The organism is Kitasatospora sp. NPDC041917 (assembly GCF_055589745.1).
This window is the reverse complement of record NZ_JBVJBI010000004.1, coordinates 188,328-213,314: the sequence shown is the minus strand read 5'-3', so window position 1 is coordinate 213,314 and position 24,987 is coordinate 188,328. Positions and strand designations below refer to the sequence as shown.

Below are 24,987 nucleotides of genomic sequence, written 5' to 3'. Positions count from 1 at the left end.
GGTCCCTGGGGCGCCGGTCCAGGGCCGCCCGTGACCGCTCCCCGGAGACGCTCAACTCCCGCTGAGGGCCTGCACCTCCGCGTACCCCGGCACCGGACCGACCGGCTCGCCCGCCGCGACGGCCGCCGCCGTGGCCACCGCCGCCGCCAGTGCCGCGCGGTACAGCAGCGAGCCCAGGCTGACCCGGGCCACCCCGAGCGCGGCCAGCTCGGCGAGGCCCGGGCCGGCCGGCGTCCAGAGGATGTTCAGCGGGACGGAGAGCGCGCCGACCAGCCGGCCGATGGCCGCCGGATCGGCCGGCCCGGGGACGAACACGCCGTCCGCGCCCGCCTGCTGGTAGGCGTCCAGGCGCCGGAGTGCCCCCGCCTCGGGGGCGTCCTGCCCGCACCAGTAGGTGTCGGTGCGGGCGTTGACGAACAGCTCCGGCACGGCCGCCTTCACCGCCGCGATCTTGGCGGCATGGCGGTCGACGGGGGTCAGCGAACCGTCCGCCCGACCGTCCTCCAGGTTGATGCCGACCGCTCCGGCCTTCGCCAACTCCACGGCCAGTTCGGCGACTTCGTCCGGATCGTCGCTGAACCCGGACTCCGCGTCGACGCTGAGCAGGAAGCCGACCCGCCCGAGCCGGCGCGCCAGCCGTACGGTCTCCGCGCGGGTGGCGGCGGCACCGTCGGGCAGGCCGGCGACGGCCGCCACGCCCAGGCTGGTGGTGCCGATCGCGGGGTGTCCCTGGGCGGCGAGGGCGACGGCCGAGGCGTGGTCCCAGGCGTTGGGGAGCAGCAGCGGACGGCCGGGGAGGTGGTGCAGGGCGGCGAAGGGGGTCATCGGGTCGTCTCCGTCGGGTCGTTCGCGAGGTTTCCGGTCGCGTTCGCCGGGGTGCCGGTCGCTCCCTCCGGGCGGTCGGTCGCACCCGCGGGGCTGCCGATGGCGCCGACCGAGTCCGCGTAGTAGTACCCGGCCCCGGAGACGTGCCGGACGATCTGCCGGAAGCTCCAGCCCGTCCCCGGCGAGTCGTCCAGCCACTCGTCCGGCAGTGCGGTGATCCGCCGGGACCAGATCCCGGCCAGCCGGGTCAGCCGGCTGCGGGCCTCGTCCAGGTCGGCGGTGGTGAACGGGGCCAGGTCGGCCGGGGTGGTGACACCGGAGGCGTGCCAGTGGTCGGGCTCGGTCGGCTCACCGACCACCCGGGCCTCCACCTCGGCGAGGTGGTCGACGAGATGGTCGGCGATACGGCGAACAGCCTTGTGCGGCGTGTAGGTTCGGCCGTCGGCGTTGAGGATCGGGCGACCGCCCCAGTCCGTCCAACCGGCCGCCAGGACAAGCACGCTCTCGACCATCTCCGGCACCAGGGAGACGAGTTCGGCCTTCCCTCGATCCGGCGCGGGCGGCATGTCCGGCGCCCCGGTGTCCGCCGGATCGGAGGCGCCGTACAGGATGCCCTCAGCGATGACGAGGGCCTGCGAGCGGCCCGGGCAGCTCCGGGGCGGGGCGCCGAAGGTGAGCGCGACGCCCTCCGGCGCCCCGGACTGGGCCGCCGCGATGTCGAGCAGGACCCGCGTCCCGGCCGGTACCGCGACCCCTCCGACCTCGGTCGCCCGGGCGGCGAGCCGACGCATCGTCCGGACCGGCGGGTCCGCGCGCAGCACGCCGGCCAATCCGTCCTCGTGCCGGCGGGCGCCCTCGACCAGCGCGGCGGTGGCGTCGCAGGCCTGGACGAGCAGGCCGATCCGGTTCGCGGCCGTCTCCTCGTCCCGGTCCCCCGCCGCGTCGTCCCGGCCCCCCGCCGCGTCGTCCCGGTCCCCCATCACGGGCAGCAGCCGGGCCACCGCCGCGTCCGCCGCCGGGTCGGCCACCGGGTCGGCCACCGGGTCGGCCACCGGGTCGGCCACCGCCGGATCGTCCGACGCGTCGGTGAAATACGCCCGGGACACCGTCGCGACATCCCGCGCCACGGCCTCCGGGTCGGCCAGGCCGAGTTCCGCCGCGAGCACCCGGACGACCCGCAGCCGGACGTCGGACTCGAAGCCGGCGGCCGCGGCCACCCGCAGCCGGTCCGGGTCCAGCCGCTCCAGGTCCGCCAGCACCAGCGCCCGGCGCCGGGCGTGCGGCTCGCCGGAACTGAACCGGGCGACGGCGGACCGCAGCCAGGCCACCGTGCCGGGGGCGGCGCCGGGCGCTCCGGGCACGGCCGGCCCGGCGGGCGGCGGGACCAGCGCCGGGTCGGCCAGCGCCGCCGTCACGTCGTCGTAGCGGGAGAAGGTCATCGTCGCGGGGCCGGAGACCACCGTGGTTTCGCTCATGCCGTCATCGTGGCCCCGGGTCGTTTCGGCCCCGGCCGAACCGTGCGGGGGCGACCCTGGTGGCATGTTCCCGGCTCCGCTCCCCCACGCGGCCCCGCCGCCGCGACCGCCCCGGCCCCCGTGCGCCGCTCCGCCCCGGTACGCGACTCGGCGCCCGCCCGCTCTCCCGTGCCCCGACCATGGAGGCATGACGCTCGCCGCCTTCGCCGCCCTGCTCGCCGACCCCACCCGCGCCGCCATCTGCACGGCGCTGCTCGACGGTCGCGCCTGGACCGCCGGTGAGCTGGCCCGCCACGCGCGCGTGGCGCCGTCCACGGCCAGCGAGCACCTGTCCCGGCTGATCGCGGGCGGGCTGCTGGCCGAAGAACGACAGGGCCGGCACCGGTACGTCCGGCTGGCCACGCCCGCGGTGGCCACGCTGATCGAGGACCTCACCGCCTTCGCCGAGTCCGGCCCCGGCCCCGGCCCCGCGACCGCGCCGCGCAACCTGACCGAGGCCACCCGGCTGAGTGCCGAGGCCCGGGCCCGTACCTGCTACGACCACCTGGCCGGACGCCTCGGCGTGGCCGTGTCGGACGCGCTGTTCGCCCGCGGCCTGGTCACCGAGGAGGGCGGGCTGGCCGTCACCGGGCACGGCCGGGACTGGCTGGCCGCGCAGACGATCGAGCTGCCGCCGCGCGCGGGCCACCGGGGCGGACGCCCGGTCGTGCGCGGGTGCCTGGACTGGACGGAACGCCGCACCCACCTGGGCGGGGCGCTCGGCGCGGCACTCTGCCGGGCCGCCCTGGACCGCGCCTGGGTGGAACGGATCGGCTCCGGCCGGGCCCTTCGGGTCACCCCGGACGGCAACCGGGCGCTGCGCGAACTCCTCGGCGTGGAGCTGCCCTGACGGCCGTCCCCGGCGCCGCTCGACGTGCCGCTCGACGTGCCGGGCGAACCGCCGCTCAGCCCATCGACTTCGCCCCGTCCAGCGACTCCCGGATGATGTCCGCGTGCCCGGCGTGCTGCGCGGTCTCGGCGATCAGGTGCAGCAGCACCCGCCGGGCCGACCAGGCCGTGCCCGGCGGGAACCAGGGCGCGGGCGGCAGCTCGTGGGCGAGGTCGAGGGCGGGCAGGGTCCGGACCAGCTCGTCCGTCCCGCGCGCCGTCCGCTCGTACTCGGCGAGCAGCCCGGCCAGGGTGTCGCCTTCCGCCATCCGGAACTGGGCCGCCCAGGCGTCCGGGTCGGCGGCGCCCCCGTCCCCGCGCCGCATCGCCTCCGCGCCGCCGGTCATGAACCGCGCCCAGCGCGCCTCGACCGCCGCCACGTGCTTGATCAGGCCGCCGAGGCACAGCTCGCTGACCGTGGTGCGCTCGGCCGCCTGCGCGTCGGTGAGGTCCCGTACGGTGCGCCGCAGCAGTTCGCGGTGCTTGTCCAGCGTTTCGACGAGTTCCTCGCGCTCACCCATCGGCCACCCCTGCCGCTCGTCGTCCCGTCGGACGCATCAGACGTCCACCGTCTCCGGCTGCTCCCCTACCCGCCGACCGACGTCGATCAACCCGAAGGCCGCCCCCTGCGGGTCGCCGACCGCCGCGAACCGGCCGAACGGGCTGTCCATCGGCCCGAAGTACACCTTGCCGCCGCGGGCCGTCAGCCGGCCGATCGCGGCGTCGGTGTCGTCCACCGCGAAGTAGACGCTGATGTACGAGGGTGCCTCGGGCGGCAGGAACTCCCCCTCCGCGCCCATCCGGCCCAGCACCGGCCGGTCGTCGACCTGGAACATCCGGTAGTCGAAGTCCCCACCCGCCATCTTCTTCACGCCGAACGGGAAGACCTCCGGGAAGAAGGCGTCCGCCTTCGCGGGCTCGCGGGTCACCAGCTCGGCCCAGGTGTAGGCGCCGGGCTCGCCCTGCTTCTCGAAGCCCTCGTGCCGGCCGGCCTGCCAGACGCCGAACACCACTCCGGCCGGGTCCTTGGCGATCACCATCGTGCCGAGGTCGCCGACCTGCATCGGCCCCATGACCACCTCGCCGCCGTTGGCGCGGATCCGCGTCGCGGTGGCACCGGCGTCCGGCGAGGCCAGGTAGAGGCACCAGGCGGACTGGGCCTCCGCGCCCGGCATCGGCGGCACGATCGCGGCGACGGCCCTGCCGTCCGAGTAGGCCTGGGTGTAGTTCCCGAACTCCGACGAGCTCTCGCCGAAGGTCCAGCCCAACACGTCGCCGTAGAAGGCCTTCGCGCCCTCCAGGTCGGTGAACATCGCGTCGGCCCAACAGGGTGTGCCCTCAGGTAGCGCAGCCATCTCTCTGCCCTCGTGTGTGGCGAAAGTGCGCGCGCCGGGGGGGCGCACGCCGGCCCCCGGTTCGCCAGCCTAGCCACGATGCGGCGCACCCGCGCGGGCTGGACCCGCGCGGGTGCGACCCGTCGACGTCAGCCGCCCGCCGACAGGCGCAGCGAGGCCGTCCCCAGGCCGGTCGGACCGAGCGGCACCGGCGGCACCGAGGGCGGCGGGACCGTCGGAACCGGCGCGGCGGCCGCCCGACGGGCCTGCGAGGCCTCCACCAGGTCCCGCTCGGCGCCGAAGTGCCGCTCCAGGTCGGCCGTGGCGTACCGGAGGCAGCCCTCGTGCCAGTTCAGGATGCCCGCGAGCCAGTTCTCCAGCTCCCCCACGTACCCGTCGAGCATCTCCCTGGCCGCCTGCTCCAGCCCGAAGTCCTCGTACATGACCGGGAGTTCCTTCTGCACCACGTGCTGGAACTGGCCCAGCCGCGAGTGCATCAGGTCGTCGACGATCCGGACCGCCGACTCGTAGTCGCAACCGAAGAAGTTCTGCACCACCAGGACGGCGTTGTGCAGCTCGCCCTCGTACTCGACCTCCTTCTGGTACGAGAAGAGGTCGTTCATCATGCACGCGTAGTCCATCGCCGAGTTCTCCAGCGCGCGCATCGAGCCGTGGTCGTACACCTCCGGCGGCACGGTCTGCCCGTGGCCGAGGCGGGAGAGGCTCGTGGTGAGCTCGGAGCCGAAGGTGGAGCGGCGCATCTCCAGGTAGTCCACCGGGTCGGGGATCCGGTTCTGGATCTGGTTGCTCAGCTCCCAGATCCAGCTGTCCAGCATCGCCTCGACCGCCACCCGGAAGCGGCCCCTGGCCTCGACGGTCATCGGGCCGGCGGTGCGCTCCCAGAGGTCGGCGAGGCCGCGCTCCAGCGCGTTGACGGGCTCCGGCGCGGGGGTGCCGTCCACCGGCATGAGAAGGGACAGCCGCGCGTTGGCGACCTTGGCGCCACCCAGGTCGCGGGTGTGCCCGAAGGCCCGGGGGTAGTAGTCGTCGGCCCAGGTGCCCCAGGCCAACCAGGCCGAGGAGATGTCGAGTTGGTCGGCCGTGGCATCCGGCTGGAGGCCGGCCGCGCAGAGCGGGAGGTCGTAGTCTCGCATCGACTCGGCGTCCCAGATGCCGGAGCCGGGAACGCCCGGCACCGCCGCCAGCAGTCCCATCCGCTCGGCCCACTCGATCACGCGCTCCCGGGCGCCGTCCAGGTGCGGGCTCAGCCGGAGCTCGAACGGAAGCTTGAACTCGGGCAGCAGGGACGGCCCCACGGCCTGGTACGGCACGTGGCCGTGCGACCGCGCCCGCCGCACGGCCGGGCCCGCCGCACCCTTGGCCGCCGCGCCCTTGGCCGCCGGCGTCGAGCCCCCCTCCGCCACGGCCGCCGTGGCCCCGGCGGCCGTGCTGCGCAGGATGTCCAGCGCCGAGGTCCCGATGCCGCCGATCGCGTACTGGTCCCACCAGTTGCCGCCCCCGGGCCCAACCGGCAGGCCCGGCAGACCCGGCAGACCCACCGGTCCACCGCCCGAGCCGGGAGCGACCTCGCCACCGGACCCGCCCGAACCCGCGGCCGCCCCACCGCCGTTCATGTACCGACTGGACCGCAGGTGCCACTCGTGCCCGCCGGACTGCCAGTCCTGCAGGCCCTTGACGTACGCCGTCACCCGGGCGCGCCCCGCCGGGTCCAGCCCGGTCTCCGCGAACAGCACCGGCAGTTCGGTGAACACGGTGTTCTCGAACTGCTGGAGCCGCGAGGTGAGCAGGTCGTTGACCGCGTCCGCGGCCTCCTGGGTGGAGCACTCCAGAAACCGCTCCAGCACCAGGATGCCGTTGCTCAGCTCGCCCTCGTCCTCCACCTCCCGCTGGTACGAGAAGATGTCGTTGCGCAGGTGCACCCCGTCGGAGAAGGCGTCCATCAGCACCCGCAGCGCCCGCGAACCCGACACCTCCTTCGGCACCTCGGCGCCGGCCGCGTACTCGACCAGCTGCGCGGACCAGGGCGCGCCGCCGACCTTGCGGCGCATCTCGATGTACTCGACCGGGTTGGCCACCCGGCCCTCGTTGATGTTGGCGAGCTCCCACAGCGACTCGTTGAGCAGGTTCCGGGTGCTCTCGGCGAACCGGATCCGCCAGTCCTCGCCCATCGCCGGCACGGTGCGCCGCCACAGGTCGGCCAGGCCCGCCTCGACCGGGTTCTCCGGCTCGGGCAGCTCGGCGGCCGGGTCGGCCGGCATGAACAGCGGCAGCCGGTCGAGGTGGGCCTTGCCCGCACCGCGGTCGTTGGTGCGCTTGAACATGTCGAGGAAGTGGTCGTCGAAGAAGAAGACCCACACGTACCAGTCGGTGACCAGCGACAGCGCCTCGGCGGAGGTGTCGGGGTGGGTGTACGCGCAGAGCAGGCCGTAGTCGTGGGCTTCCAGGTCGGCCTGGTCCCAGATTCCGGATCCCTCCAGCATCCCCATCTCCCGGGCCCAGTCGGTGGAGTGGGCCCGTGCCTCGTCCAGATGGGGGTTGAGGCGTGCCGGGTGCGGCACGTAGAAGGACGGCAGTTCGAACGGCTGGGTCACGGCGGGCGAGCCTTTCTGGACGCGTCGATTGGACCAAGAATGACCCGTCGTCAGCTCGCCGCACCGGCACAACAGAAACAGTCATATGAAATGACTCGTTCCCCCCGTTCGAAGCCACCCGCCCAGCCGAGCGCCCTCCCCCACCACGCACGCCCCCATACCCGCCCCGCGCACTCCTCCCCCGTGCACGCCGCCCCCGGCAGGGCGGCGGGGCCCGGCGGGCCGGGCGGCCCCGGCTCAGGCCGCGAGGGCGAGGACGAGGGAGGCGGCGGCGGGCGCCATGTAGACGAGGGGGAAGGGGACGTGGGCGTAGGCGCGGGCGCGGAGGACGGTGATCACGGCGCCGAGGAAGTAGAGGATCACGCCGACCACGGCCGCGTAGCCGACGGCCGGGACGGCGAGGCCGGCCAGCAGGCCGAGGGCGCCGGCCGCCTTGGCGACGCCGAGCCAGGTCCACCAGGCGCGCGGGACGCCGTAGTCGGCGAGCGGCTTCACGACGTACTCGGCGCCGGCGAAGACGGAGTAGGCCGAGAAGCCGACCATGAGGGCGGCGAGGACGGTGACGACGGTGTGGGCGACGGACATCGGAGTGCTCCCATTCGACGGCTGTTCGGTTCGACACTCCCCTGACCCGGGGCATCCGCCGGATGTGACCGGCGCGGGCAAAAAATTGTCCGCGACACCCCGCCGCTACCCCTGGCAACCGCTCCGCCAACGAACAATGCAGCTCTGGCAAGGCCTTGAACAGAGACGACTTCCCCGGCTACGGGCGTGTTGATCCTGTACGCCAACGCCGCGTCCACCAGACTGGGCGCCGACCAGACGTCAACTCCGAGGAGGGCAAGCCCGTGAACGTCACCGTTCGGCTCGCACAACAGCCCGAGGCCGACGAACTGCTCGGACGGAGCGCGCTCGCCGCGCTCGTCGGCATGCTGCTGGACCAGCAGGTCCCGATGGAGTGGGCGTTCACCGGCCCGCTGACCATCGCGCAGCGCCTCGGCCACGACGACCTGGACGCCCACGAGATCGCCACGTACAACCCGGAGGAGTTCGTCGCGCTCCTCTCCGCGAAGCCCGCGGTGCACCGCTACCCGGCCGCGATGGCCAAACGGGTGCAGCAGCTCTGCCAGTTCCTCGTGGCGCAGTACGACGGCGACGCCGCGGCGCTGTGGAAGAACGTCCGCACCGGCAAGGAGCTGCTCAGCCGGCTCAACGCCCTGCCCGGCTTCGGCAAGCAGAAGTCGCAGATCTTCCTGGCCCTGCTCGGCAAGCAGTACGGGGTGCGGCCGGAGGGCTGGCGCGAGGCGGCCGGCGCGTACGGCGAGGAGGGTGCGCACCGCTCGGTCGCGGACATCACCGGCCCCGAATCCCTCACCCTGGTACGCGAGTTCAAGCAGGAGATGAAGCGCGTCGCGAAGGAGGCCAAGGCCGCCGCCAAGCCGCGCACCACCACCCGTACGACCGCCGCCCCCGCCCCGACCGGTGCGCGCTGACCGACGGCCCGGCCGCCCGTGCCAACGGTCGACCCACCCGGCCGACCGCGTCGGGGCCGGGCCCTCCCAGAGCGCGACGCGGGCCCCGGCCGCGCCGCGCGACCGGGGCCCGCGAACGGGAGCGCTCCGTCAGATCAGGACGGGCTCCCGCTCCTCGGCGGTGGAGCCGGCCACGGCCCCGGCCGCCTTGCGCCGCCGCGGCAGCGCGAACATCAGCAGGAAGACGGCGAGCAGCACCCCGGCGACCCACCACATCGCGTTCACGAAGGCCCCGCCGAACGCCGCCCCGACCGCCTCCGGCGCGACCACGTCGTCCATCGCCCCGAAGAAGGCCACCGACACCAGGCCGAGCCCGAGCGCGTTGCCCACCTGCTGCACGGTGTTGATCAGCCCGGACGCCGAACCGGCGTGCTCGCGCGGAACCTCCGCCAGCACCGCGTCGGTGATCGGCGCGACGATCAGACCCATCCCGAGTCCCATCACCACCAGCGGCAGCACCATCTGCCAGGTCGTGATCGCCGTCCCGTACCGGTCCGCCTCCCAGATGTAGACGAGGACGCCCGCCGCCATCACCAGCGCGCCGGTCTGCAGGACCTTCCGCCCGAACCGCGGAACCAGCTTCTGCACCGACAGTCCGGCCGCCGTGGAGACCGCGATCGAGAACGGGATGCCGGTCGCGCCGGCCTTGAGCGGGCTCCAGCCCAGCCCGACCTGCATGTAGAGGGTCCAGACCAGGAAGTAGATGCCGAGCGCCACGCCGAAGGCCAGCTGCACGCAGATGCCGGCCGCGAAGGACTTCACCCGGAACAGCGCCAGCTCCACCAGCGGCGAGCCGTCCCGCCGCGTCTTGACCTTCTCGTACACCACGAACAGCGCGAACACCGGCAGGCTCCCGGCCATCGACAGGTAGCCCCACAGCGGCCAGCCGGCCTCCCGGCCGTGCGTCAGCGGGTAGATCAGCATCAGCAGGCCGAGGCTGGCCAGCGCCACGCCCACCAGGTCCAGCTTCAGTGCCTGGTCGGCCTTCGACTCGTCGATGAAGCGGCGGCCGAGCAGCAGGCCGGCGATGCCGACCGGCAGGTTGATCAGGAAGATCGGCCGCCAGGCCAGACCGAACAGGTCCCACTCGGTGAGCAGCGCACCGATCAGCGGACCGGAGACCGCGCCCAGCCCGACCACCGCGCCGAACAGGCCGAACACCTTGCCGCGCTCCTCCGCCGGGAAGGTCGCGTGGATGATCGACAGCACCTGCGGCACCATCAGCGCCGCCGTCCCGCCCTGGAGCAGCCGGGTCGCGACCAGCATCTCCGGGCCGGAGGCCAGCCCGCACAGCGCCGAGGCCAGCGTGAAGCCGCCGATCCCGATCAGGAACACCCGCTTGCGGCCGTGGATGTCGCCCAGCCGGCCGCCGGTGATCAGCCCGATCGCGAAGGCCAGCGCGTAGCCGCCGGTCACCCACTGGATGGCGCTGAAGGAGGCGCCGGTGTCCTGCTGGATGCTCGGGATGGCGATGTTGACGATGGTGACGTCCACCAGGTCCATGAAGGAGGCCACCATCACGATCGTCAGCGCGATCCACCTCCGCCGGTCCGCTGCCGCGGTGCTCATTGCGGTCTCCTCTTCTTTCTTCTTCACGTCCACGCCGCTCTTCTCCACGTCCGCGACAGTAACGGCCGTATAGGTCAGAACCTGTCCCAGTTGGTCGGGCATGCTGGACGCCATGAGCGACACCCCGGCCCGGCTGCTGAGCCTCCTGTCCCTGCTCCAGACCCCGCGCGAGTGGCCCGGCAGCGAACTCGCCGAGCGGCTCGGCGTCAGCCCCCGCACCATCCGGCGCGACATCGACCGGCTGCGCGAGCTCGGCTACCCGGTGCGGGCCAGCATGGGCCCGGACGGCGGCTACCGGCTGGTCGCGGGCACGGCGATGCCCCCGCTGCTGCTGGACGACGAGGAGGCGGTGGCCATCGCGGTCGGGCTGCGCGCCGCGGCCGGGCACGCCGTGGTCGGCATCGAGGAGGCCTCGGTACGGGCACTCGGCAAGCTGCTCCAGGTGCTGCCGGGCCGGCTGCGGCAGCGGGTCGGGACGCTCAACTCCGCCACCGTGCCGCTGCTCACCGGGGACGGCCCGACCGTCGACCCGGAGGACCTCACCGTGCTCGCCCGCGCCGTCACCGCCCGGGAGCGGCTGCGCTTCGGCTACCGGGCGTACGACGGGGCCGAGACCAGGCGGCAGGTCGAGCCCGAGCGGCTGGTCTCGGTCGGCCGCCGCTGGTACCTGGTGGGCTACGACCTGGACCGCGAGGACTGGCGGCTCTTCCGGGTCGACCGGCTGAGCGGCCCGGCCGCCACCGGCGTCCGCTTCACCCCGCGCCCGCTCCCCGCCGAGGACGCCGCCGCCTACGTGGCGGGCAAGCTGCACCGCCCGTCACCGAGCGGCACCGTGGTCGCCACCGTGCACGCCCCGGCCGAGCGGGTCCGCCGCGGCCTCCGGCCGGGCGACTCCGAGGTCGAGCCGATCGACGAGCACAGCTGCCGGCTCCGTTCCCGCACCGACTCCCTGGAGTGGACGGCGATGCGGCTGCTCTCGCTGGACTGCGCCTTCGAGGTGCACGAGCCGCCCGCGCTGCGGGAGCACCTGCGCGAACTGGCGGCCCGCGCCGAGCACGCGGCGGGGGCGCCGGACCGGGGCGGTCCGGACCCGTCCCAGGGCCGACGCCAGGGCCCTTCCTAGACCTCGACCCGGTACCAGCCGTTGCCGGACCTGAACCACAGCACGCCGTCCCGGCCGTAGGCACGGCGGCGGTCGAGCTCGCCGGGCACGTCCGGCCTGCGCTTCCCGGTCTGCTTCCACTGCTTGCCGACCAGCAGGTGCCAGGTCAGTTCCCCGCCCGGGGACAGGAAGACGCCCTCCCGGGCGCGGACCGCGAAGCCGACCGGCGTCCGGACCGGGCACGGCACCGTGGACGAGGTCCCGTCGGCCGCCTCGATCCGGGTGAGGTAGCTGCCCGAGGAGCCCGGGTACCAGGCCAGCCAGGCGTACCGCCCCTCGGTCGCTCCGGCCAGGCCCTCCAGGGGGTACCCGGGCAGGTCCTTCCGGTGGTCCGGGCTCCACACCACCCGGCCGTGGGTGTCGGCGCCCCGGAGTCCCGCGCAGGACATCGGGTGGTCGCCGTAGATGCCCTCGTCCCCGTAGGCCATCCAGATCCGGCCGTCCCGGTCGGTCACCAGCACGGGCGTGTCGTCGCCGAGGAGGAGTTCCCGGCCGGGGGTCCCGTCGGGGCCGTACACGAAGCCGTTGGGCCGCCACTCCTCCCCGTCCTGCTCGGCCCGGGCCTCGACCAGCAGCAGCCGGCCGCCCGGCAGCAGCGCCAGGTGGTCCGGCGAGCAGTCGACCCCGGACAGCGGCACCCGCCACTCGCCGCGGGGGCCCATCACGACCACCTCGGCCTCGTACGGGAACCGGACCTCCGGCCAGGACCCGGCCGGTGCCGTGTACTGCTCCGGCACCACCAGGACGGCCAGTTCCCCGTCCGGCCCCACCGTCCAGGTCACGGCCCGGCGGCCGGCCTTCCACTCCTCCTCGGGCAGCCGCCAGACCTCGACCGGGCGATCGGATATCGCCAAGGGTCAGACCCCGTACTCGGCGGTCAGCAGCGCCCGGCCCAGGGTGTGGAAGGTGAGGTTGAAGCCCACCTGGGCGGGCGGGGTGTCGGCGGCGACGTCCAGCTTCTCGACGTCCAGCGCGTGCACCGCGAAGACGTAGCGGTGCGGGGCGCCGGGCGGCGGGGCGGCGCCGTCGTACTGGTTGCCCGGGAAGTCGTTGCGGCCGTGGAAGGAGGCCTCGCCGGGCAGGGCGGCATCGGAGGAGCCGGCGCCGCGCGGCAGCCCGGTGGTGTCGGCGGGCAGGCCGAGGGCGAGCCAGTGCCACCAGCCGGAGCCGGTCGGCGCGTCCGGGTCGTAGCAGGTGACCGCGATGCTCCGGGTGCCCTCCGGCAGGCCCGACCAGGCCAGCTGCGGCGAGAGGTTGCCGCCGGCGTGGATGAACTCCCGGCCCAGCGTGGCGCCTTCGGTGATGTCCTGGCTGCTCAGCGGGAAGGACGGCACCTGCGGAAGGAACTCGTACGGCAGCGGCGCGCGCTTGCTCATGGGCTGGTCACCTCTCACGGTCGGATCTCACGGTCGGAACGACACGAGTCACTGTAATGGGGTGCACGTACGCTTCCGGCGCCCCTAGAGTCGGGGCATGGCCGCCAAACTCGTCCAGTTGTTCGCCGACTCCCGCCGCGCGCTGCTCACCATGCTCGGCATCCAGGCCGTCATCTGGTCGGTGCAGGTGCTCAACTGGCTGGACGACTACGGGCTGTCGCGGGAGTTCGGCCTGCGCACGGAGCAGGTCGGGGACCTCCCGGAGATGTTCACCTCGCCGTTCCTGCACTTCAGTTGGAGCCACATCGAGGCCAACTCCTGGCCGCTGTTCGTGCTCGGCTTCCTGTCCGCCTACCGGGGTATGAAGAAGTTCCTGCTGGCCAGCCTGGTGATCGTGGTGTCCGGCGGGCTGCTGGTCTGGCTGCTGGAGAGCCCGAACACGGTGACGGCCGGCGCGAGCGGCATGGTCTACGGCTACCTCGGCTACGTGGTGCTGCGCGGGCTCCTGGACCGCAACGTGCTGGACGCGGTGGTCGGCGTCGTCGTCGCGGTGGTCTACTCGACCATCCTGATCGGGGTCCTGCCCGTCACCCCGGGCGTCAGCTGGCTGGGCCACCTCGGCGGGCTGATCGGCGGACTGGCCGCCGCCGTCCTGCTCCGCGACCGGCCGGCCGCGAAGCCCGCCGCGCCGCAGGGGACCGCCCCGACCAGCCCCGGATCCGCCCTGCTCAAGCAGCTGGACGAGCTCGGCCTGTAGGACGTGTCCGACGATTCCCATCCGGACCATCAGGTATAGACCAATACCACCCCTGCGGCTAGCGTGGACGGCTCACCCTCCCCCAGCTCCGGAGCCGCACCGTGGAGTCGTCCGTCCTCGCCTTCGCCACCGACCTGCTCGACGAGGGCGCCGACACCTTCTTCGGCAACCTCACCGACCGCGCCGGGGTCGGCGGCGTCACCCTCGCCTCGGTCTACCACGAGGCCCGCGACGTCTTCCCGCACAACCCCCGCCGGGTGGTCCGCTACCTGGAGCCGGGCGCGGCGTACTTCCGCCTCGACCCGGCCGCCTGGCGGGGCCGCCGGCTGACCCCCGTGCCGTCCACCGCGATCGGCGACCGCGACCCCTTCGCCGAGGCCGCCGAGGAGGCCCGCCGCCGCGGGCTGAAGCTGCACGCCTGGACGGTCTTCTGCCACAACGACCGGCTCGGCTTCACCCACCCCGACTGCGCCCCGGCCAACGCCTTCGGCGACCGCCACCTCACCGAACTCTGCCCGGCGAACCCGGAGGTCCGGGAGTACGCGCTGACCCTGGTCGCCGAACTGGCCCGGTACGGCGTGGACGCGATCCGCGCCGAGTCCCTGCACTTCCACGGACTGCGCCACGGCTACCACCACGAGCGCTACTTCGAGGAGTTGGGCCCGACCGCCGAGGCCCTGCTCGGGGTCTGCTTCTGCCCGCACTGCCGCTCCGCCGCCACCCGCGCCGGGGTCCCGGCCGAGGCGGTGGCCGCGGCGGTCCGCGCCGAGCTGCGCCGCCGGCTGGCCGACGAGTCCGCCGCCGCCGAGCCCGCCGACCTGAGCACCCTCGCCGACGGCGCCTTCGCCGCCTACGTGGACGCCTCCGCCACCGCCGTCACCGCGCTGGCCGCCGACCTCGCCGAGCAGGCCCGCCGGCACGGCATGCGGCTGACCTTCATGGACGGCGGCGGCCCGGGCACGGGCTGGCTCGCCGGCATCGACCTGCCCGCCCTCGCCGGGGCCGTCGACCGGATCGAGACCCTCGGCTACGCGAGGACCCCGGAAGCGGTCCGGGAGAAGGTCGCCGCCTTCGCCCTGCACGGCGTCCGCCCGCAGTCCCTGGCGGTGATCCTGCGCCCGATGTCCTCCGACTGCGACGGCCCGGAGAACCTCGCCGCCAAGATCGCCATCCTGCGCGAACTCGGCGTCCCCGAGGTGGAGTTCTACAACTACGGCCTGATGCGGCTGTCCTCCCTGGACCGGATCGGCGCCGCACTCTCCGCCTGACCGCCGACGCCACGCCCCACCGACACCCGCGCCGCCCCACCGGCCGGCCGGCCCCGCCCGACCGGTCAGCGCCGCCGCTTGGACGTCCCGAACAGGCTGCGCGAGATCTCCTGCCCGAGCTGCTTCCCGGCCGAGCGCGCGAAGGACTTCACGGTCGGGTTGCTCAGCAGCGACCCGAGCAGCCCGCCCGCACCCTCCTTCTCCCTCGGCGCCTCCCGCCGCGGCGCCCGCTCGGCAGGCGTCGACGCCCCGGGCCCGGTGGGCGCCGCCCGGGGCCGCGGGGCACGCGCCGCCAGCTTCTCGTACGCCGACTCCCGGTCGATCGCGTCCCGGTAGCGCGCCGTCAGCGGCGAGGCGTCCACCACCGCCTGCAGGGCCGTCGCCCCGATCGGCCCCATCAGCGACTGCGGCGCCCGCAGCCTGGTCGCCGCGACCGGCGTCGGCGCGCCCTTCTCGGAGAGGACGGTGACCACGGCCTCGCCGGTGCCCAGCGAGGTCAGCACCGCGCCGAGGTCGTACGAGGAGCGCGGAAAGGTCGAGACGGTGGCCTTGAGCGCCTTGGCGTCGTCCGGGGTGAAGGCGCGCAGCGCGTGCTGCACCCGGTTGCCCAGCTGCGCCAGCACGTCGGACGGAACGTCCCGCGGCGTCTGGGTCACGAAGAAGATGCCGACGCCCTTGGAGCGGATCAGCCGCACGGTCTGGGTGATCGCCTCCAGGAAGGCCTTGGAGGCGCCCTTGAACAGCAGGTGCGCCTCGTCGAAGAAGAACACCAGCTTGGGCTTGTCGAGGTCGCCCACCTCGGGCAGCTCCTGGTAGAGGTCGGCGAGCAGCCACATCAGGAAGGTGGAGAACAGCCGCGGCCGGTCCTGCACGGCGGGCAGTTCCAGCACCGAGACGACGCCCCGGCCGTCCGGAGCGGTCCGCAGCAGCTCGGCGGTGTCGAACTCGGGCTCGCCGAAGAACGCCCCGGCCCCCTCGTTCTCCAGCACGGTGAGCGCGCGCAGGATGACCCCGGCGGTGGCCGCCGAGAGCCCGCCGATGGTCCGCAGCTCCTCCTTGCCCTCGGGCGAGGCGAGGAAGGCGATCACCGCGGTGAGGTCCTTGAGGTCGTAGAGCTCCAGGCCCTTGCCGTCGGCGTAGTGGAACACCAGGCTGAGCGAGGACTCCTGGGTCTCGTTCAGGTCGAGCACCTTGGCCAGCAGCAGCGGTCCGAAGCTGGTGACGGTGGCCCGGACCGGGATGCCGGCGCCCTGTCCGCCGAGCGAGTAGAACTCGGCCGGGCAGCCCTGCGGCGACCACCGCTGCCCCACTTCGGCGGCTCGGGCGCCGGTCCGCTCGCTCGGTGCCCCGGGCGCGGCGATGCCGGAGACGTCCCCTTTGATGTCGGCGAGGAACACCGGCACGCCCTGCCCGGAGAGCTGTTCGGCGATCAGCTGGAGGGTCTTGGTCTTCCCGGTGCCGGTGGCCCCGGCGACCAGCCCGTGCCGGTTGAGCACGCCCAGCGGGATGCGCACCTGGGCGTCCGGGTACGCGGTGCCGTCCAGCAGCACGGCGCCGAGGTCGAGGGCGGGACCGGTGAAGGCGTACCCGTCGGCGATCTCCCGGACGGCCGGCGGGGTGGGGTCGGAGGACATCGGTGCACACTCCTGAGCGGATCGGAACGCTTCGGAACGCTTCGGCATCGGCGCGGAACCCGATCGACACCGGGCGATGTTCGCGACATTTCCCATCAAACAGCTGCATTCGTCCATGCGCAGTTCACACCGGCGCGCGTGGCGGCGTCGCGGCTGCTGCGCCATCCGCCGTCCGAACGGTAGGCTTTCCGTGTGATCTTCAAGCGCATCGGCAATGGGCGGCCGTACCCGGATCACGGCCGGACGAGCACCCGCCAGTGGGCTGACGTCGCCCCGCGCCCGGTGCGGCTCGACCAGCTGGTGACCACCAAGGGCCAACTCGACCTCGAAACCCTTCTGGCCGAGGACTCGACGTTCTACGGGGACCTCTTCGCCCACGTGGTGAAGTGGCACGGCGACCTCTACCTGGAGGACGGCCTGCACCGGGCCGTCCGGGCCGCGTTGCAGCAGCGCCAGGTGCTGCACGCCCGCGTCCTCGAAATGGAGTGACGGACCCGGTCACCGGGCCGTCGGGCCGCCACGGGCTTTCCGGACCGCCCCCTCGCCATCCGGCGGAGGGCGGTCCGCGCGTACCCCGGTACCCCCTTTCGGGTACCGGGGTACGCCAGATGATGATCGTTTAGTACCTTCGAGGCCGTACGGCACTACGCTGCTGACTACGGCCGCGACCAGGGGATTCCGCCCGCACCGGGGAAGTCCCCACCCGGCCGATCCGTCATCCCGACCCCGCCCTGGCACGAGGGGGAGACAAACCGTGAGCATGTTGACTCCCCAAGGCCTCAAGGGGAAGCAGTACCGCGTCACCGGCAACACCTACCCGCGGTTGGGCCGGCCTCCGAAGAAGAGCCGCAAGGTGATCGCCGCGCTCGTCGGCCTGCTCGCCCTGGCCCTGATCGCGCTCGGCGGCGTGCAGCTGTACGACATCTTCACCGGCAGGAACAAGAACGCCTCGGCACAGGCCTGCGCGACCCCGTCCGGCAAGGCGCTGGCAGCCCCCACGCCGGGCGCCACCCCGGGCGCCGCCGACGCGCCGGCCGCCGCGCAGGGAGACCCGCACGCCGTCCCGCAGGCCACCGCGGTCACCGTGAACGTCTACAACGCCACCACCAAGGCCGGTCTGGCCGGCCGGACGGCCGAGGAGCTCAAGAAGCGCGGCTTCGTCATCGGCAAGGTCGGCAACGCCCCGGCCGAGCTGGACAAGAAGGTGCCCGGCACCGCCCAGGTGATCGCCGGTCCGGCCGGTGCCGGCGCGGGCACCCTGGTCGGCTCGCAGATCGCCGGTGCCGCCGTCACCGCCGACGCCCGCACCGACACCACCGTGGACTTCGTGATCGGCGACAGCTACAACGCCCTGCTGGACGAGACCCAGGCGGCCGCCGCCCTCGCCCTGGCCACCAAGCCCTCCCCCACCCCGACCGCCACCGGCAGCTGCTGAACCGCCACCGGACACCGGAGCCGAACACCGAGAGCCCCCGGCAGACGCAGTGCCGGGGGCTCTCGGTGTTCGGCGGTTCGGGTGGTTCGGGTGGTTCGGGTGGGGGGCTCAGCCGGCCGTGCCGTACAGCCGGTCGCCCGCGTCGCCCAGGCCGGGGACGATGTAGCCGTTCTCGTTGAGCCGCTCGTCAACGGCGGCGGTGACCACGGTGACCGGCAGACCTGCCAGCTCCCGCTCCATCACCTCGACGCCCTCGGGCGCGGCCAGCAGCACCACGGCGGTGACGTCGGTGGCACCGCGCTCGATCAGCATCCTGATCGCGGCGACCAGGGTGCCGCCGGTGGCCAGCATCGGGTCGAGCACGTAGACCTGGCGGCCGGAGAGGTCGTCCGGCATCCGGGTGGCGTAGGTGGAGGCCTCCAGGGTCTCCTCGTTGCGGACCATGCCGAGGAAGCCCACCTCGGCGGTCGGCAGCAGGCGGGTCATCCCGTCCAGCATGCCGAGGCCGGCCCGCAGGATCGGGACCACCAGCGGGCGCGGGTAGCTGAGCCGGGTACCCAGCGTGACCGCGACGGGCGTGGTGATCTCCACCTCGTCGGTGCGGACGTCGCGGGTGGCCTCGTAGGCGAGGAGGGTCACCAGCTCGTCGGTCAGGCGACGGAAGGTCGGCGAGTCGGTGCGCTCGTCGCGCAGGGTGGAGAGCTTGTGGGCGACCAGGGGGTGGTCGACGACGTGGAGACGCATGTGTCGAGGTTAGCCCGGGTCTGGACGGGTGTACGACCCGCCGTGCCCCAGCCGGGCGGCGGTCCGGGTGACACGCCCGTGACACGCCGTGACCTGTCGCGAATGTCCGGACGGAAGTGCCTCCTGTGGTATCAACCGGGCCGTTCTGGGAATGTCACGTCTTATGACGAGCAACCCGAACGCCGGGGACGGCTCGATGGACGAGCCCGTCGACGGGTCGGGCCGGAGCCCGGGCCCGCCGTACGACCACCCCGAGACCGAGGCGGAGCGCCGCAGGCGGCGGGCCGTCTTCCTGCGCGAACTCACCGAGGCGCGCGAGCTGCGGGAGCGGGTCCAGCCCCGGCGGACCAAGGAGCGACGGATGCGCGAGGCCATGCGGATGCGAACCTTCCGGATCTGACAAGGCCCGGACGGCCCCGCGCCGCCGCGCCGCGCGCCCGGGGGCGGACCCCGGGCGCGGACCCGGAAACGGCCCGAGGCGGCCCCCGGCGGGCGTTCGGAGCAAATTTCGACCGGCTTCGGACCGCCACGCCCGACTTCGCCGTCCGCCACCCGGCCCTTCCGACACGACCTGCGAAGACGCGCTGCCGAACACCCCCCGCGAGGGCGGGCTTTCTGTCACGATTCCGATGGGACGGTCCGAACAAGCGGACCGCCCCTGGTGCGGGGGCGGCCAGATTTTCGCGTCGCCCGTGCGCGCCGGCAGCCGAGACCGATGATCTTGGGAGTGTCCCTGGTGGCGTACTTCGCTGCAGTGCTTGCTCGCACTGAGGACGGGTGGGATGTGAGCGAGACGGAGCTCGACGACGTCGAAACCCTGGCCGATCTGGCCGACCTGGCCCGCGACTCCGCCCAGGACGACGACAGCGTCCTGATCTTCATCGAACAGGAGGACGCCTGGTTCGCCGTCGTCCGCGTGGACGGCGAGGAGGACCCGCGGATCTTCGTGTCGGACGGCGCCGCGGCCGCCCGCAGCTCCTACGGGTCCGTCCTCACCGACGAGTTGGTCGACCAGGCCGGCGAGAGCGAGTTCGGCGACCTGGACCACCTGCTGGACGAGACCGAGGAGGCCGGGGAGCAGGACGAGGAGGACGCCGACGCCCGCGGCGGCGTCCCGGTCGGCCCGCTGGGCGACGCCCACCTGCTCACCGAGTTCGGCCTCGCCTCCGAGGACCTGCTCGCGCTCAGCGGCGAGGGCGCGGTGCCGGGCGACGCCCTGGAGGAGATCGCCGAGGCCCTGGGCTGCGGCGAGGTCCTGGAGGCCGTCCGGTAGAGGGGTCGGTCGTACCGGTGTCCGCCGCCGGATACCCGACACTGGATGCCATGCAGCCCGCATCCACCCCGCTGACCGTTCCACGCGTCCCCCCGTTGCCCGCCCCCGTCCGCCCCGACCCGGTCCGCGACCGCTGGGCGGCGCCGATGCGCCTGGCCATGGCCGAGGCCGCGCTGGCGCCGGCCACCGGGGACGTGCCGGTCGGGGCGCTCGTCCTGGACCCGGACGGCGAGGTGATCGGACGCGGCCACAACGAGCGCGAGGCGGTCGGCGACCCGACCGCGCACGCCGAGGTGGTCGCGATCCGGCAGGCGGCCGAGAAGACCGGGGAATGGCGGCTGAGCGGCTGCACACTGGTCGTCACCCTGGAGCCGTGCACCATGTGCGCGGGCGCCATCGTGCTGTCCCGGATCGACCGGGTGGTCTACGGCGCCCTCGACGAGAAGGCCGGCGCGGCCGGCTCGCTCTTCGACGTGATGCGCGACCGCCGGCTCAACCACCGCCCCGAGGTGATCCGGGGCGTCCTCGCCGACGAGTGCGGCGAACAGCTGCGCGCCTTCTTCGACACCCACCGCTGAGAGCCCGCCGCCGAGAGCCCGCCGACCGCCGTGGCGATACGGATTTCGTGACTGCGCCACCCCTCCGGTAGAGTTCCTCTCGGTAGCGTGTCCGAGCGGCCAAAGGAGCACGCCTCGAAAGCGTGTGTGGGGGCAACTCCACCGTGGGTTCGAATCCCACCGCTACCGCTCGAAAGCCCGAGGGCCCGTCCGATCCGGACGGGCCCTCGGCGTTTGTCCGGCCGGTGTCCGGGCACGAAAAACGGCTCCGTACCCCGGGCCGATGACCACCGGTGCCCGGTCCGTACGGAGCCTGGAGGGGGAGCGGCTCGGGGGGACTGACCGCTCCCCCGGCGGAGTCCCACAACCGGCGCCGCGTCGGGGGAAGCCGCGGCGACCGGTCCCACAGCGGGGAGCTCCGGATCCACGCACCGGGGATTCCTGCCAGATCCTCGGTACGTCCTCCATCCTGCCGCCCGGCCCGCGACGGGGCATCCGGAGAAAGGCCCCACTCGCGGGGACCTTCGTCCCGCCGGCCGAACGCGTCGCACACTTGATAGCCCGTCCGGGTGGATAAGCTGCCCCCTGCAGGCCGCTCGGGGACCGGATGACGGCGGCCCACGGCTGGGAGGCAGGTCACCCGATGGCGCAGGCGAAGAGGATCGGCATGGCCCTCCTGCTCATCTTCGTGCTCTACTCGATCATCACCTCGCCCTCCCGGTCCGCGGAGCTGGTGCAGCTCGGGTTCGAGGGGATCTCGAACGCCGCCAAGGCGGTCGGCACCTTCATGACCGGTCTGATCAAGTGACGGACGGCCCGCGACCGGCCCCGGCGCACCGGCTACGGTGAGCGGGACCCTCTGTCCCCGTCCGCGAGGAGCGGCAATCGTGATCCGCCACCTGGTCCTGTTCAAGCTCAACGAAGGCGTCAGCAAGGACGAAGAGCGCGTGCTCGCCGGCGCCAAGGCCTTCGACGCGCTCGGCGCGGCGATTCCCGAGCTGCGCGAGTGGGAGTGCGGCTGGAACACCACCGAGCGCGACATCGCGTACGACTACGCGATCAACAGCCTGGTCGAGGACCGCGACGCCCTCCAGGCCTACCTGACCCACCCGGACCACCAGGCCGCGGCCGGCCTCTGGCGCGAGTTCGCCACCTGGGTGATCGCCGACATCGAGGTCTGAGCACCCGTCCGGCACCCGTCCGTCCGACCCCGCCCGTCCGGAACCCGCCCCGGACGCGTCCCCCGGACGGACCGCCGCGCCCCGCCCGGCCTCCGGGCGGGGCGCCCTGCTCCGTCCCGGAACGATCCGTGCGGCACTTCGCCGGCCGGCCCGGGAAAGGTTGAACACCCCACCAACACACCTCCGTCGGGTGCTTGCCCGATGTGCGCCCACCTTGTGATGCTATGACCGGTTTTGCCGGACATGGCGAGGTACCGAGCCAGCCGCGACACCCGATCCGCAGGGCCCGCCGTTGACGACTTTGGGAGGGGTGAGGTGTCCGTGGACGAAGTGCTGGCTGCGATCACCAGCCCGGCCGGCGAGCTCCGCCCGGACCGGCTGCGCGGCCCCGGCGGCCGCCCCGCCGTGGACGTCCGGACGCTGACCCGGGTGCTGTTCGAGCGGCTCGCCGAGCTGCCCCCGGACGCCCCCGAGCGGGAGCGGGTGCGGGCCGCCCTGATCGAGGTGAACATCCCGCTGGTCCGCTACGCGGCCACCCGCTTCCGCAGCCGCAGCGAGCCGATGGAGGACGTCGTCCAGGTCGGCACCATCGGCCTGATCAACGCGATCGACCGGTTCGACCCGGGCCGCGGCGTCCAGTTCCCCACCTACGCGCTGCCGACCATCCTGGGCGAGATCAAGCGCTACTTCCGGGACAACGTCCGCACCATGCACGTCCCGCGCCGGCTCCAGGAGCTGTGGGTCCAGGTCAGCGGTGCGATGGAGGAGCTGACGGTGCTGCACGGGCGGGTGCCCAAGGTGCCCGAGATCGCCGCCAGCCTGCGGATCCCCGAGGAGGACGTGCGGGCCTGCCTGGACGCCGGGCGGGCCTACAACGCGGCCTCCCTGGAGGCCGCGCAGGAGCACGAGGGCGGGCTCGCCCTGCTCGACCGGCTCGGCTACGAGGACTCCGCGCTGGCCGAGGTCGAGCACCGGGACATGGTCCGCCACCTGCTGGTCCAGCTCCCCGAGCGGGAGCGCCGGATCGTGATGCTGCGGTTCTTCGCCAACCTGACCCAGTCCCAGATCAGCACCGAGCTGGGGATGTCCCAGATGCACGTGTCCCGGTTGCTCTCACGGATCCTGACCAGGCTTCGGACCGGCAACTCCTGGGAAGAGTGAGATTGCAGCCAGTTACCCCGGCGTGACATCTTGCGACGTTCGGGTTTGCCGTGGACCGTGTTCCGGTATGGAGGGGGAAGGCCCTCGCCGGGAACCACCGCGCGACGGCCCCCGTTCAACCGACAGTCACAAGGGGGTGGGTGCATGTCCGGAGAGCTGGGCACTGCGGAGATCCACGCCGGCCGGGCCACCGGCACGGCCGTCGCCGAGGACCTGGTCCCGCTGCAGCGGGTCGAGACGGTCCGGCCACCCGGCCCCGCCGCGGGAACGCAGACGCCGCCCGGCGCCGCACTGGACACCCGGACGCTCTCCCGCTCACTGTTCCTGCGGCTGGCCGCGCTGGACCCGGGCAGCGCCGAGCACACCTACGTCCGCGACACCCTGATCGAGCTCAACCTGCCGCTGGTCCGGTACGCCTCGGCGCGCTTCCGCAGCCGCAACGAGCCGATGGAGGACATCGTCCAGGTCGGCACCATCGGCCTGATCAAGGCGATCGACCGCTTCGACCCGGAGCGCGGGGTGGAGTTCCCCACCTTCGCGATGCCCACCGTGGTGGGCGAGATCAAGCGCTTCTTCCGGGACACCAGCTGGTCGGTCCGGGTGCCGCGGCGGCTCCAGGAGCTGCGGCTGGCGCTCACCAAGGCCGGTGACGAGCTCTCCCAGCGGCTGGACCGCTCCCCCACCGTCGCCGAGCTGGCGGCCTGCCTGGGGGTCAGCGAGGAGGACGTGGTCGAGGGCCTCGCGGTCGGCAACGCGTACACCGCCAGCTCGCTCGACTCCAGCACCGGCGAGGAGGACAGCGACGGGCCGCTGGCCGACCGGCTCGGCTACGAGGACCTCGCGCTGGAGGGCGTCGAGTACCGGGAGTCGCTCAAGCCGCTGCTGGCCAAGCTGCCGCCGCGCGAGCGCCGGATCATCATGCTGCGGTTCTTCGGGAACCTGACCCAGTCGCAGATCGGCGAGGAGATCGGGATCTCCCAGATGCACGTCTCCCGGCTGCTCACCCGGACGCTCACCCAGCTGCGCGAGGGACTGATCAACGAGGGCTGAGCCCGCCACCGGTGGCCGGGCCCCGCCCGGCCCCCGGCTCGTCCAGCAGCAGGTTGGCGCGCAGCCCGGCCAGCACCTCGTCGTCCAGCCCGAGCCCGTCCCGCCAGAACGCGTCGAACCCGCCCCAGCCGGCCTCGACCTCCGCGAAGGCCGCGTCCAGGTAGCCGCCGTCGGCCCGGAAGACCGGCAGGAGCAGCTCGGGCTCGCGCATCAGGCCACGGGCGGCGAAGTCGCCCAGCACCCCGCGCACGACCGGAGCCGAGCGCTCGTTGGTGAGCAGGTAGTCGGCCAGGACGGTCCCCCGGTCCACCCCGAGGGCCGTCAGCAGGAGCGCGGCGGCCCAGCCGGTGCGGTCCTTGCCCGCCGAGCAGTGGAACAGCAGTGGCGGGCCCTGCGGGGCCGCCAGCAGGCGCAGCAGGGCCGCGAAGCGCTCGCGCGCCACCGGATCCGTGACGAACCATCGGTAGAGACCGGTCATCAGGGAGGTCGCCCGACCGTCGCCGAGCAACGCCCGCTGGCGCTGCGGACTTTGGTCGGCCAGCGCGTCGCGGACCAGCAGCGAGATGTCGAAGTCCGTTGCCAGCAGCGGTAGATGATGCAACGTCACACCGCCTGGCAGGCGGTCCAGTCCGGCGCCGCGGACCTCGTCCATGCTCCGCAGGTCCACCACGCCGCGCAGGCCGAGCGCGCCGAGCGGGCCGAGGTCCTCGGCGGTGACACGGTTCAGGCCATCGCTGCGCAGCGCCACCCCGCGCCGCAGAATCCGCCCGTCGGCCGCGCGGTACCCGCCCAGATCCCGGGCATTCAACGCACCGCGCAAACCGAGACTGCGTCCGACCAGCGGCGTTCCGGCGGGCTTCGGTGACGCATTCCGTACGCTCAGGAATCCCTCCGGCTCGGTATGCTGATCGACCACGTGAGCGCCTCCATTGCATATTCGGACTGTCACATGGCACAGCGGTGCCCGATATTGCATGAACCTGCCCAACGGGGCGGTGGGATGTGCAAGAGTGTCATGCGCGACGACGACAGTGTAGGTGCCCCGCCCACCCCACCGGGCACACCCTCGGTAACCACGTGTAGCACTCAGCTTCCGGTTTTTCATTTTCAATTCA

The 24,987-nt window shown here is 73.3% G+C and carries 26 protein-coding genes and 1 tRNA gene; 15 read left to right on the top strand and 12 right to left on the bottom strand.

What is annotated here, in order from left to right; genetic code table 11:
- Positions 1-51: 51 nt before the first annotated feature.
- Together ACZ6EM_RS06700 and ACZ6EM_RS06695 are read right to left on the bottom strand one after the other, a co-directional pair.
- The gene (locus ACZ6EM_RS06700; RefSeq protein WP_452180178.1) at positions 52-825 is read right to left on the bottom strand and encodes an isocitrate lyase/PEP mutase family protein; all 774 of its coding nucleotides are present in this window, start codon (positions 823-825) and stop codon (positions 52-54) included.
- Positions 822-2,300, bottom strand: coding sequence for a cytochrome P450 family protein (locus ACZ6EM_RS06695; RefSeq protein ID WP_465771847.1), 1,479 nt, complete (start codon positions 2,298-2,300; stop codon positions 822-824). The genes ACZ6EM_RS06700 and ACZ6EM_RS06695 overlap by 4 nt, the downstream gene beginning before the upstream one ends.
- A gap of 187 nt (positions 2,301-2,487) precedes the next feature.
- On the opposite strand from ACZ6EM_RS06695, the gene ACZ6EM_RS06690 reads away from it, so the two are divergent.
- Positions 2,488-3,189: an ArsR/SmtB family transcription factor gene (locus tag ACZ6EM_RS06690; protein ID WP_452180176.1), complete on the top strand. Its 702-nt coding sequence runs from the start codon at positions 2,488-2,490 to the stop codon at positions 3,187-3,189.
- A 55-nt stretch (positions 3,190-3,244) separates the two neighbouring features.
- Here the strand turns inward: ACZ6EM_RS06690 and ACZ6EM_RS06685 are convergent, their stop codons facing one another.
- From ACZ6EM_RS06685 to ACZ6EM_RS06670, 4 genes are all read right to left on the bottom strand, one after another.
- Complete coding sequence (locus ACZ6EM_RS06685) at positions 3,245-3,748, bottom strand: DinB family protein (RefSeq protein WP_401054201.1); 504 nt, start codon at positions 3,746-3,748, stop codon at positions 3,245-3,247.
- A gap of 36 nt (positions 3,749-3,784) precedes the next feature.
- Positions 3,785-4,582: a VOC family protein gene (locus ACZ6EM_RS06680; RefSeq protein WP_401054199.1), complete on the bottom strand. Its 798-nt coding sequence runs from the start codon at positions 4,580-4,582 to the stop codon at positions 3,785-3,787.
- A 128-nt stretch (positions 4,583-4,710) separates the two neighbouring features.
- Positions 4,711-7,173: a terpene synthase family protein gene (locus ACZ6EM_RS06675; RefSeq protein ID WP_465771846.1), complete on the bottom strand. Its 2,463-nt coding sequence runs from the start codon at positions 7,171-7,173 to the stop codon at positions 4,711-4,713.
- Between the two features lie 237 nt (positions 7,174-7,410).
- Positions 7,411-7,758, bottom strand: coding sequence for a DoxX family protein (locus ACZ6EM_RS06670; protein WP_465771845.1), 348 nt, complete (start codon positions 7,756-7,758; stop codon positions 7,411-7,413).
- Positions 7,759-8,021: 263 nt separating this feature from the next.
- On the opposite strand from ACZ6EM_RS06670, the gene ACZ6EM_RS06665 reads away from it, so the two are divergent.
- Positions 8,022-8,666 (top strand): HhH-GPD-type base excision DNA repair protein, encoded by a 645-nt coding sequence (locus ACZ6EM_RS06665; protein WP_359905604.1) that lies wholly within the window; start codon positions 8,022-8,024, stop codon positions 8,664-8,666.
- A 129-nt stretch (positions 8,667-8,795) separates the two neighbouring features.
- Here the strand turns inward: ACZ6EM_RS06665 and ACZ6EM_RS06660 are convergent, their stop codons facing one another.
- Positions 8,796-10,274: an MFS transporter gene (locus ACZ6EM_RS06660; protein WP_380551902.1), complete on the bottom strand. Its 1,479-nt coding sequence runs from the start codon at positions 10,272-10,274 to the stop codon at positions 8,796-8,798.
- Positions 10,275-10,386: 112 nt separating this feature from the next.
- Between ACZ6EM_RS06660 and ACZ6EM_RS06655 the strand changes: the two genes are divergently transcribed.
- Positions 10,387-11,397, top strand: a complete 1,011-nt coding sequence (locus tag ACZ6EM_RS06655) for a helix-turn-helix transcriptional regulator (RefSeq protein WP_401053542.1) — start codon at positions 10,387-10,389, stop codon at positions 11,395-11,397.
- On the opposite strand, the gene ACZ6EM_RS06650 is transcribed toward ACZ6EM_RS06655, so the two are convergent.
- Together ACZ6EM_RS06650 and ACZ6EM_RS06645 are read right to left on the bottom strand one after the other, a co-directional pair.
- Positions 11,394-12,290 carry a hypothetical protein gene (locus ACZ6EM_RS06650; RefSeq protein WP_452180173.1) on the bottom strand — a complete coding sequence of 299 codons (897 nt, stop codon included), beginning with the start codon at positions 12,288-12,290 and terminating at the stop codon, positions 11,394-11,396. The genes ACZ6EM_RS06655 and ACZ6EM_RS06650 overlap by 4 nt on opposite strands.
- Positions 12,291-12,293: 3 nt before the next feature.
- Complete coding sequence (locus ACZ6EM_RS06645) at positions 12,294-12,812, bottom strand: YbhB/YbcL family Raf kinase inhibitor-like protein (RefSeq protein WP_401052304.1); 519 nt, start codon at positions 12,810-12,812, stop codon at positions 12,294-12,296.
- Between the two features lie 97 nt (positions 12,813-12,909).
- On the opposite strand from ACZ6EM_RS06645, the gene ACZ6EM_RS06640 reads away from it, so the two are divergent.
- Together ACZ6EM_RS06640 and ACZ6EM_RS06635 are read left to right on the top strand one after the other, a co-directional pair.
- The gene (locus ACZ6EM_RS06640) at positions 12,910-13,569 is read left to right on the top strand and encodes a rhomboid family intramembrane serine protease (RefSeq protein WP_465771844.1); all 660 of its coding nucleotides are present in this window, start codon (positions 12,910-12,912) and stop codon (positions 13,567-13,569) included.
- Positions 13,570-13,670: 101 nt separating this feature from the next.
- Positions 13,671-14,837: a hypothetical protein gene (locus ACZ6EM_RS06635; protein ID WP_465771843.1), complete on the top strand. Its 1,167-nt coding sequence runs from the start codon at positions 13,671-13,673 to the stop codon at positions 14,835-14,837.
- A 65-nt stretch (positions 14,838-14,902) separates the two neighbouring features.
- On the opposite strand, the gene ACZ6EM_RS06630 is transcribed toward ACZ6EM_RS06635, so the two are convergent.
- Positions 14,903-16,471, bottom strand: coding sequence for a helicase HerA-like domain-containing protein (locus tag ACZ6EM_RS06630; protein WP_401052311.1), 1,569 nt, complete (start codon positions 16,469-16,471; stop codon positions 14,903-14,905).
- 192 nt (positions 16,472-16,663) lie between these two features.
- Here ACZ6EM_RS06630 and ACZ6EM_RS06625 point away from each other — a divergent pair, with 192 nt between their 5' ends.
- Positions 16,664-16,960, top strand: a complete 297-nt coding sequence (locus tag ACZ6EM_RS06625; RefSeq protein ID WP_030061387.1) for a type II toxin-antitoxin system VapB family antitoxin — start codon at positions 16,664-16,666, stop codon at positions 16,958-16,960.
- Between the two features lie 271 nt (positions 16,961-17,231).
- Positions 17,232-17,906, top strand: coding sequence for a LytR C-terminal domain-containing protein (locus ACZ6EM_RS06620; RefSeq protein WP_452180182.1), 675 nt, complete (start codon positions 17,232-17,234; stop codon positions 17,904-17,906).
- A gap of 108 nt (positions 17,907-18,014) precedes the next feature.
- Here ACZ6EM_RS06620 and upp read toward each other — a convergent pair whose 3' ends face one another.
- Complete coding sequence (upp, locus tag ACZ6EM_RS06615; RefSeq protein ID WP_049650159.1) at positions 18,015-18,650, bottom strand: uracil phosphoribosyltransferase; 636 nt, start codon at positions 18,648-18,650, stop codon at positions 18,015-18,017.
- 196 nt (positions 18,651-18,846) lie between these two features.
- Between upp and ACZ6EM_RS06610 the strand changes: the two genes are divergently transcribed.
- The 8 genes from ACZ6EM_RS06610 to ACZ6EM_RS06575 all read left to right on the top strand — a co-directional run bounded on the left by ACZ6EM_RS06610 (position 18,847) and on the right by ACZ6EM_RS06575 (position 23,872).
- The gene (locus ACZ6EM_RS06610; protein WP_359913963.1) at positions 18,847-19,050 is read left to right on the top strand and encodes a hypothetical protein; all 204 of its coding nucleotides are present in this window, start codon (positions 18,847-18,849) and stop codon (positions 19,048-19,050) included.
- A gap of 315 nt (positions 19,051-19,365) precedes the next feature.
- On the top strand, positions 19,366-19,923 hold the full coding sequence (locus ACZ6EM_RS06605) for a tRNA adenosine deaminase-associated protein (protein WP_359913958.1): 558 nt from the start codon (positions 19,366-19,368) through the stop codon (positions 19,921-19,923).
- A gap of 50 nt (positions 19,924-19,973) precedes the next feature.
- Positions 19,974-20,501 carry a tRNA adenosine(34) deaminase TadA gene (tadA, locus tag ACZ6EM_RS06600; RefSeq protein ID WP_452180860.1) on the top strand — a complete coding sequence of 176 codons (528 nt, stop codon included), beginning with the start codon at positions 19,974-19,976 and terminating at the stop codon, positions 20,499-20,501.
- Positions 20,502-20,582: 81 nt separating this feature from the next.
- Positions 20,583-20,669: transfer RNA gene (locus tag ACZ6EM_RS06595), tRNA-Ser, on the top strand.
- Between the two features lie 478 nt (positions 20,670-21,147).
- Positions 21,148-21,288, top strand: coding sequence for a hypothetical protein (locus ACZ6EM_RS06590; RefSeq protein ID WP_359913966.1), 141 nt, complete (start codon positions 21,148-21,150; stop codon positions 21,286-21,288).
- 79 nt (positions 21,289-21,367) lie between these two features.
- Positions 21,368-21,661 (top strand): Dabb family protein, encoded by a 294-nt coding sequence (locus ACZ6EM_RS06585; protein ID WP_465771842.1) that lies wholly within the window; start codon positions 21,368-21,370, stop codon positions 21,659-21,661.
- Positions 21,662-21,904: 243 nt separating this feature from the next.
- On the top strand, positions 21,905-22,822 hold the full coding sequence (locus ACZ6EM_RS06580; RefSeq protein ID WP_380358919.1) for an RNA polymerase sigma factor SigF: 918 nt from the start codon (positions 21,905-21,907) through the stop codon (positions 22,820-22,822).
- A gap of 144 nt (positions 22,823-22,966) precedes the next feature.
- Entirely contained in the window at positions 22,967-23,872 is a 906-nt protein-coding gene (locus tag ACZ6EM_RS06575) for an RNA polymerase sigma factor SigF (RefSeq protein WP_401050241.1), read from the top strand.
- Here ACZ6EM_RS06575 and ACZ6EM_RS06570 read toward each other — a convergent pair.
- Complete coding sequence (locus tag ACZ6EM_RS06570) at positions 23,859-24,680, bottom strand: tyrosine-protein phosphatase (protein ID WP_465771841.1); 822 nt, start codon at positions 24,678-24,680, stop codon at positions 23,859-23,861. The two genes, ACZ6EM_RS06575 and ACZ6EM_RS06570, sit on opposite strands and share 14 nt — an antisense overlap.
- Positions 24,681-24,987 lie beyond the last annotated feature (307 nt).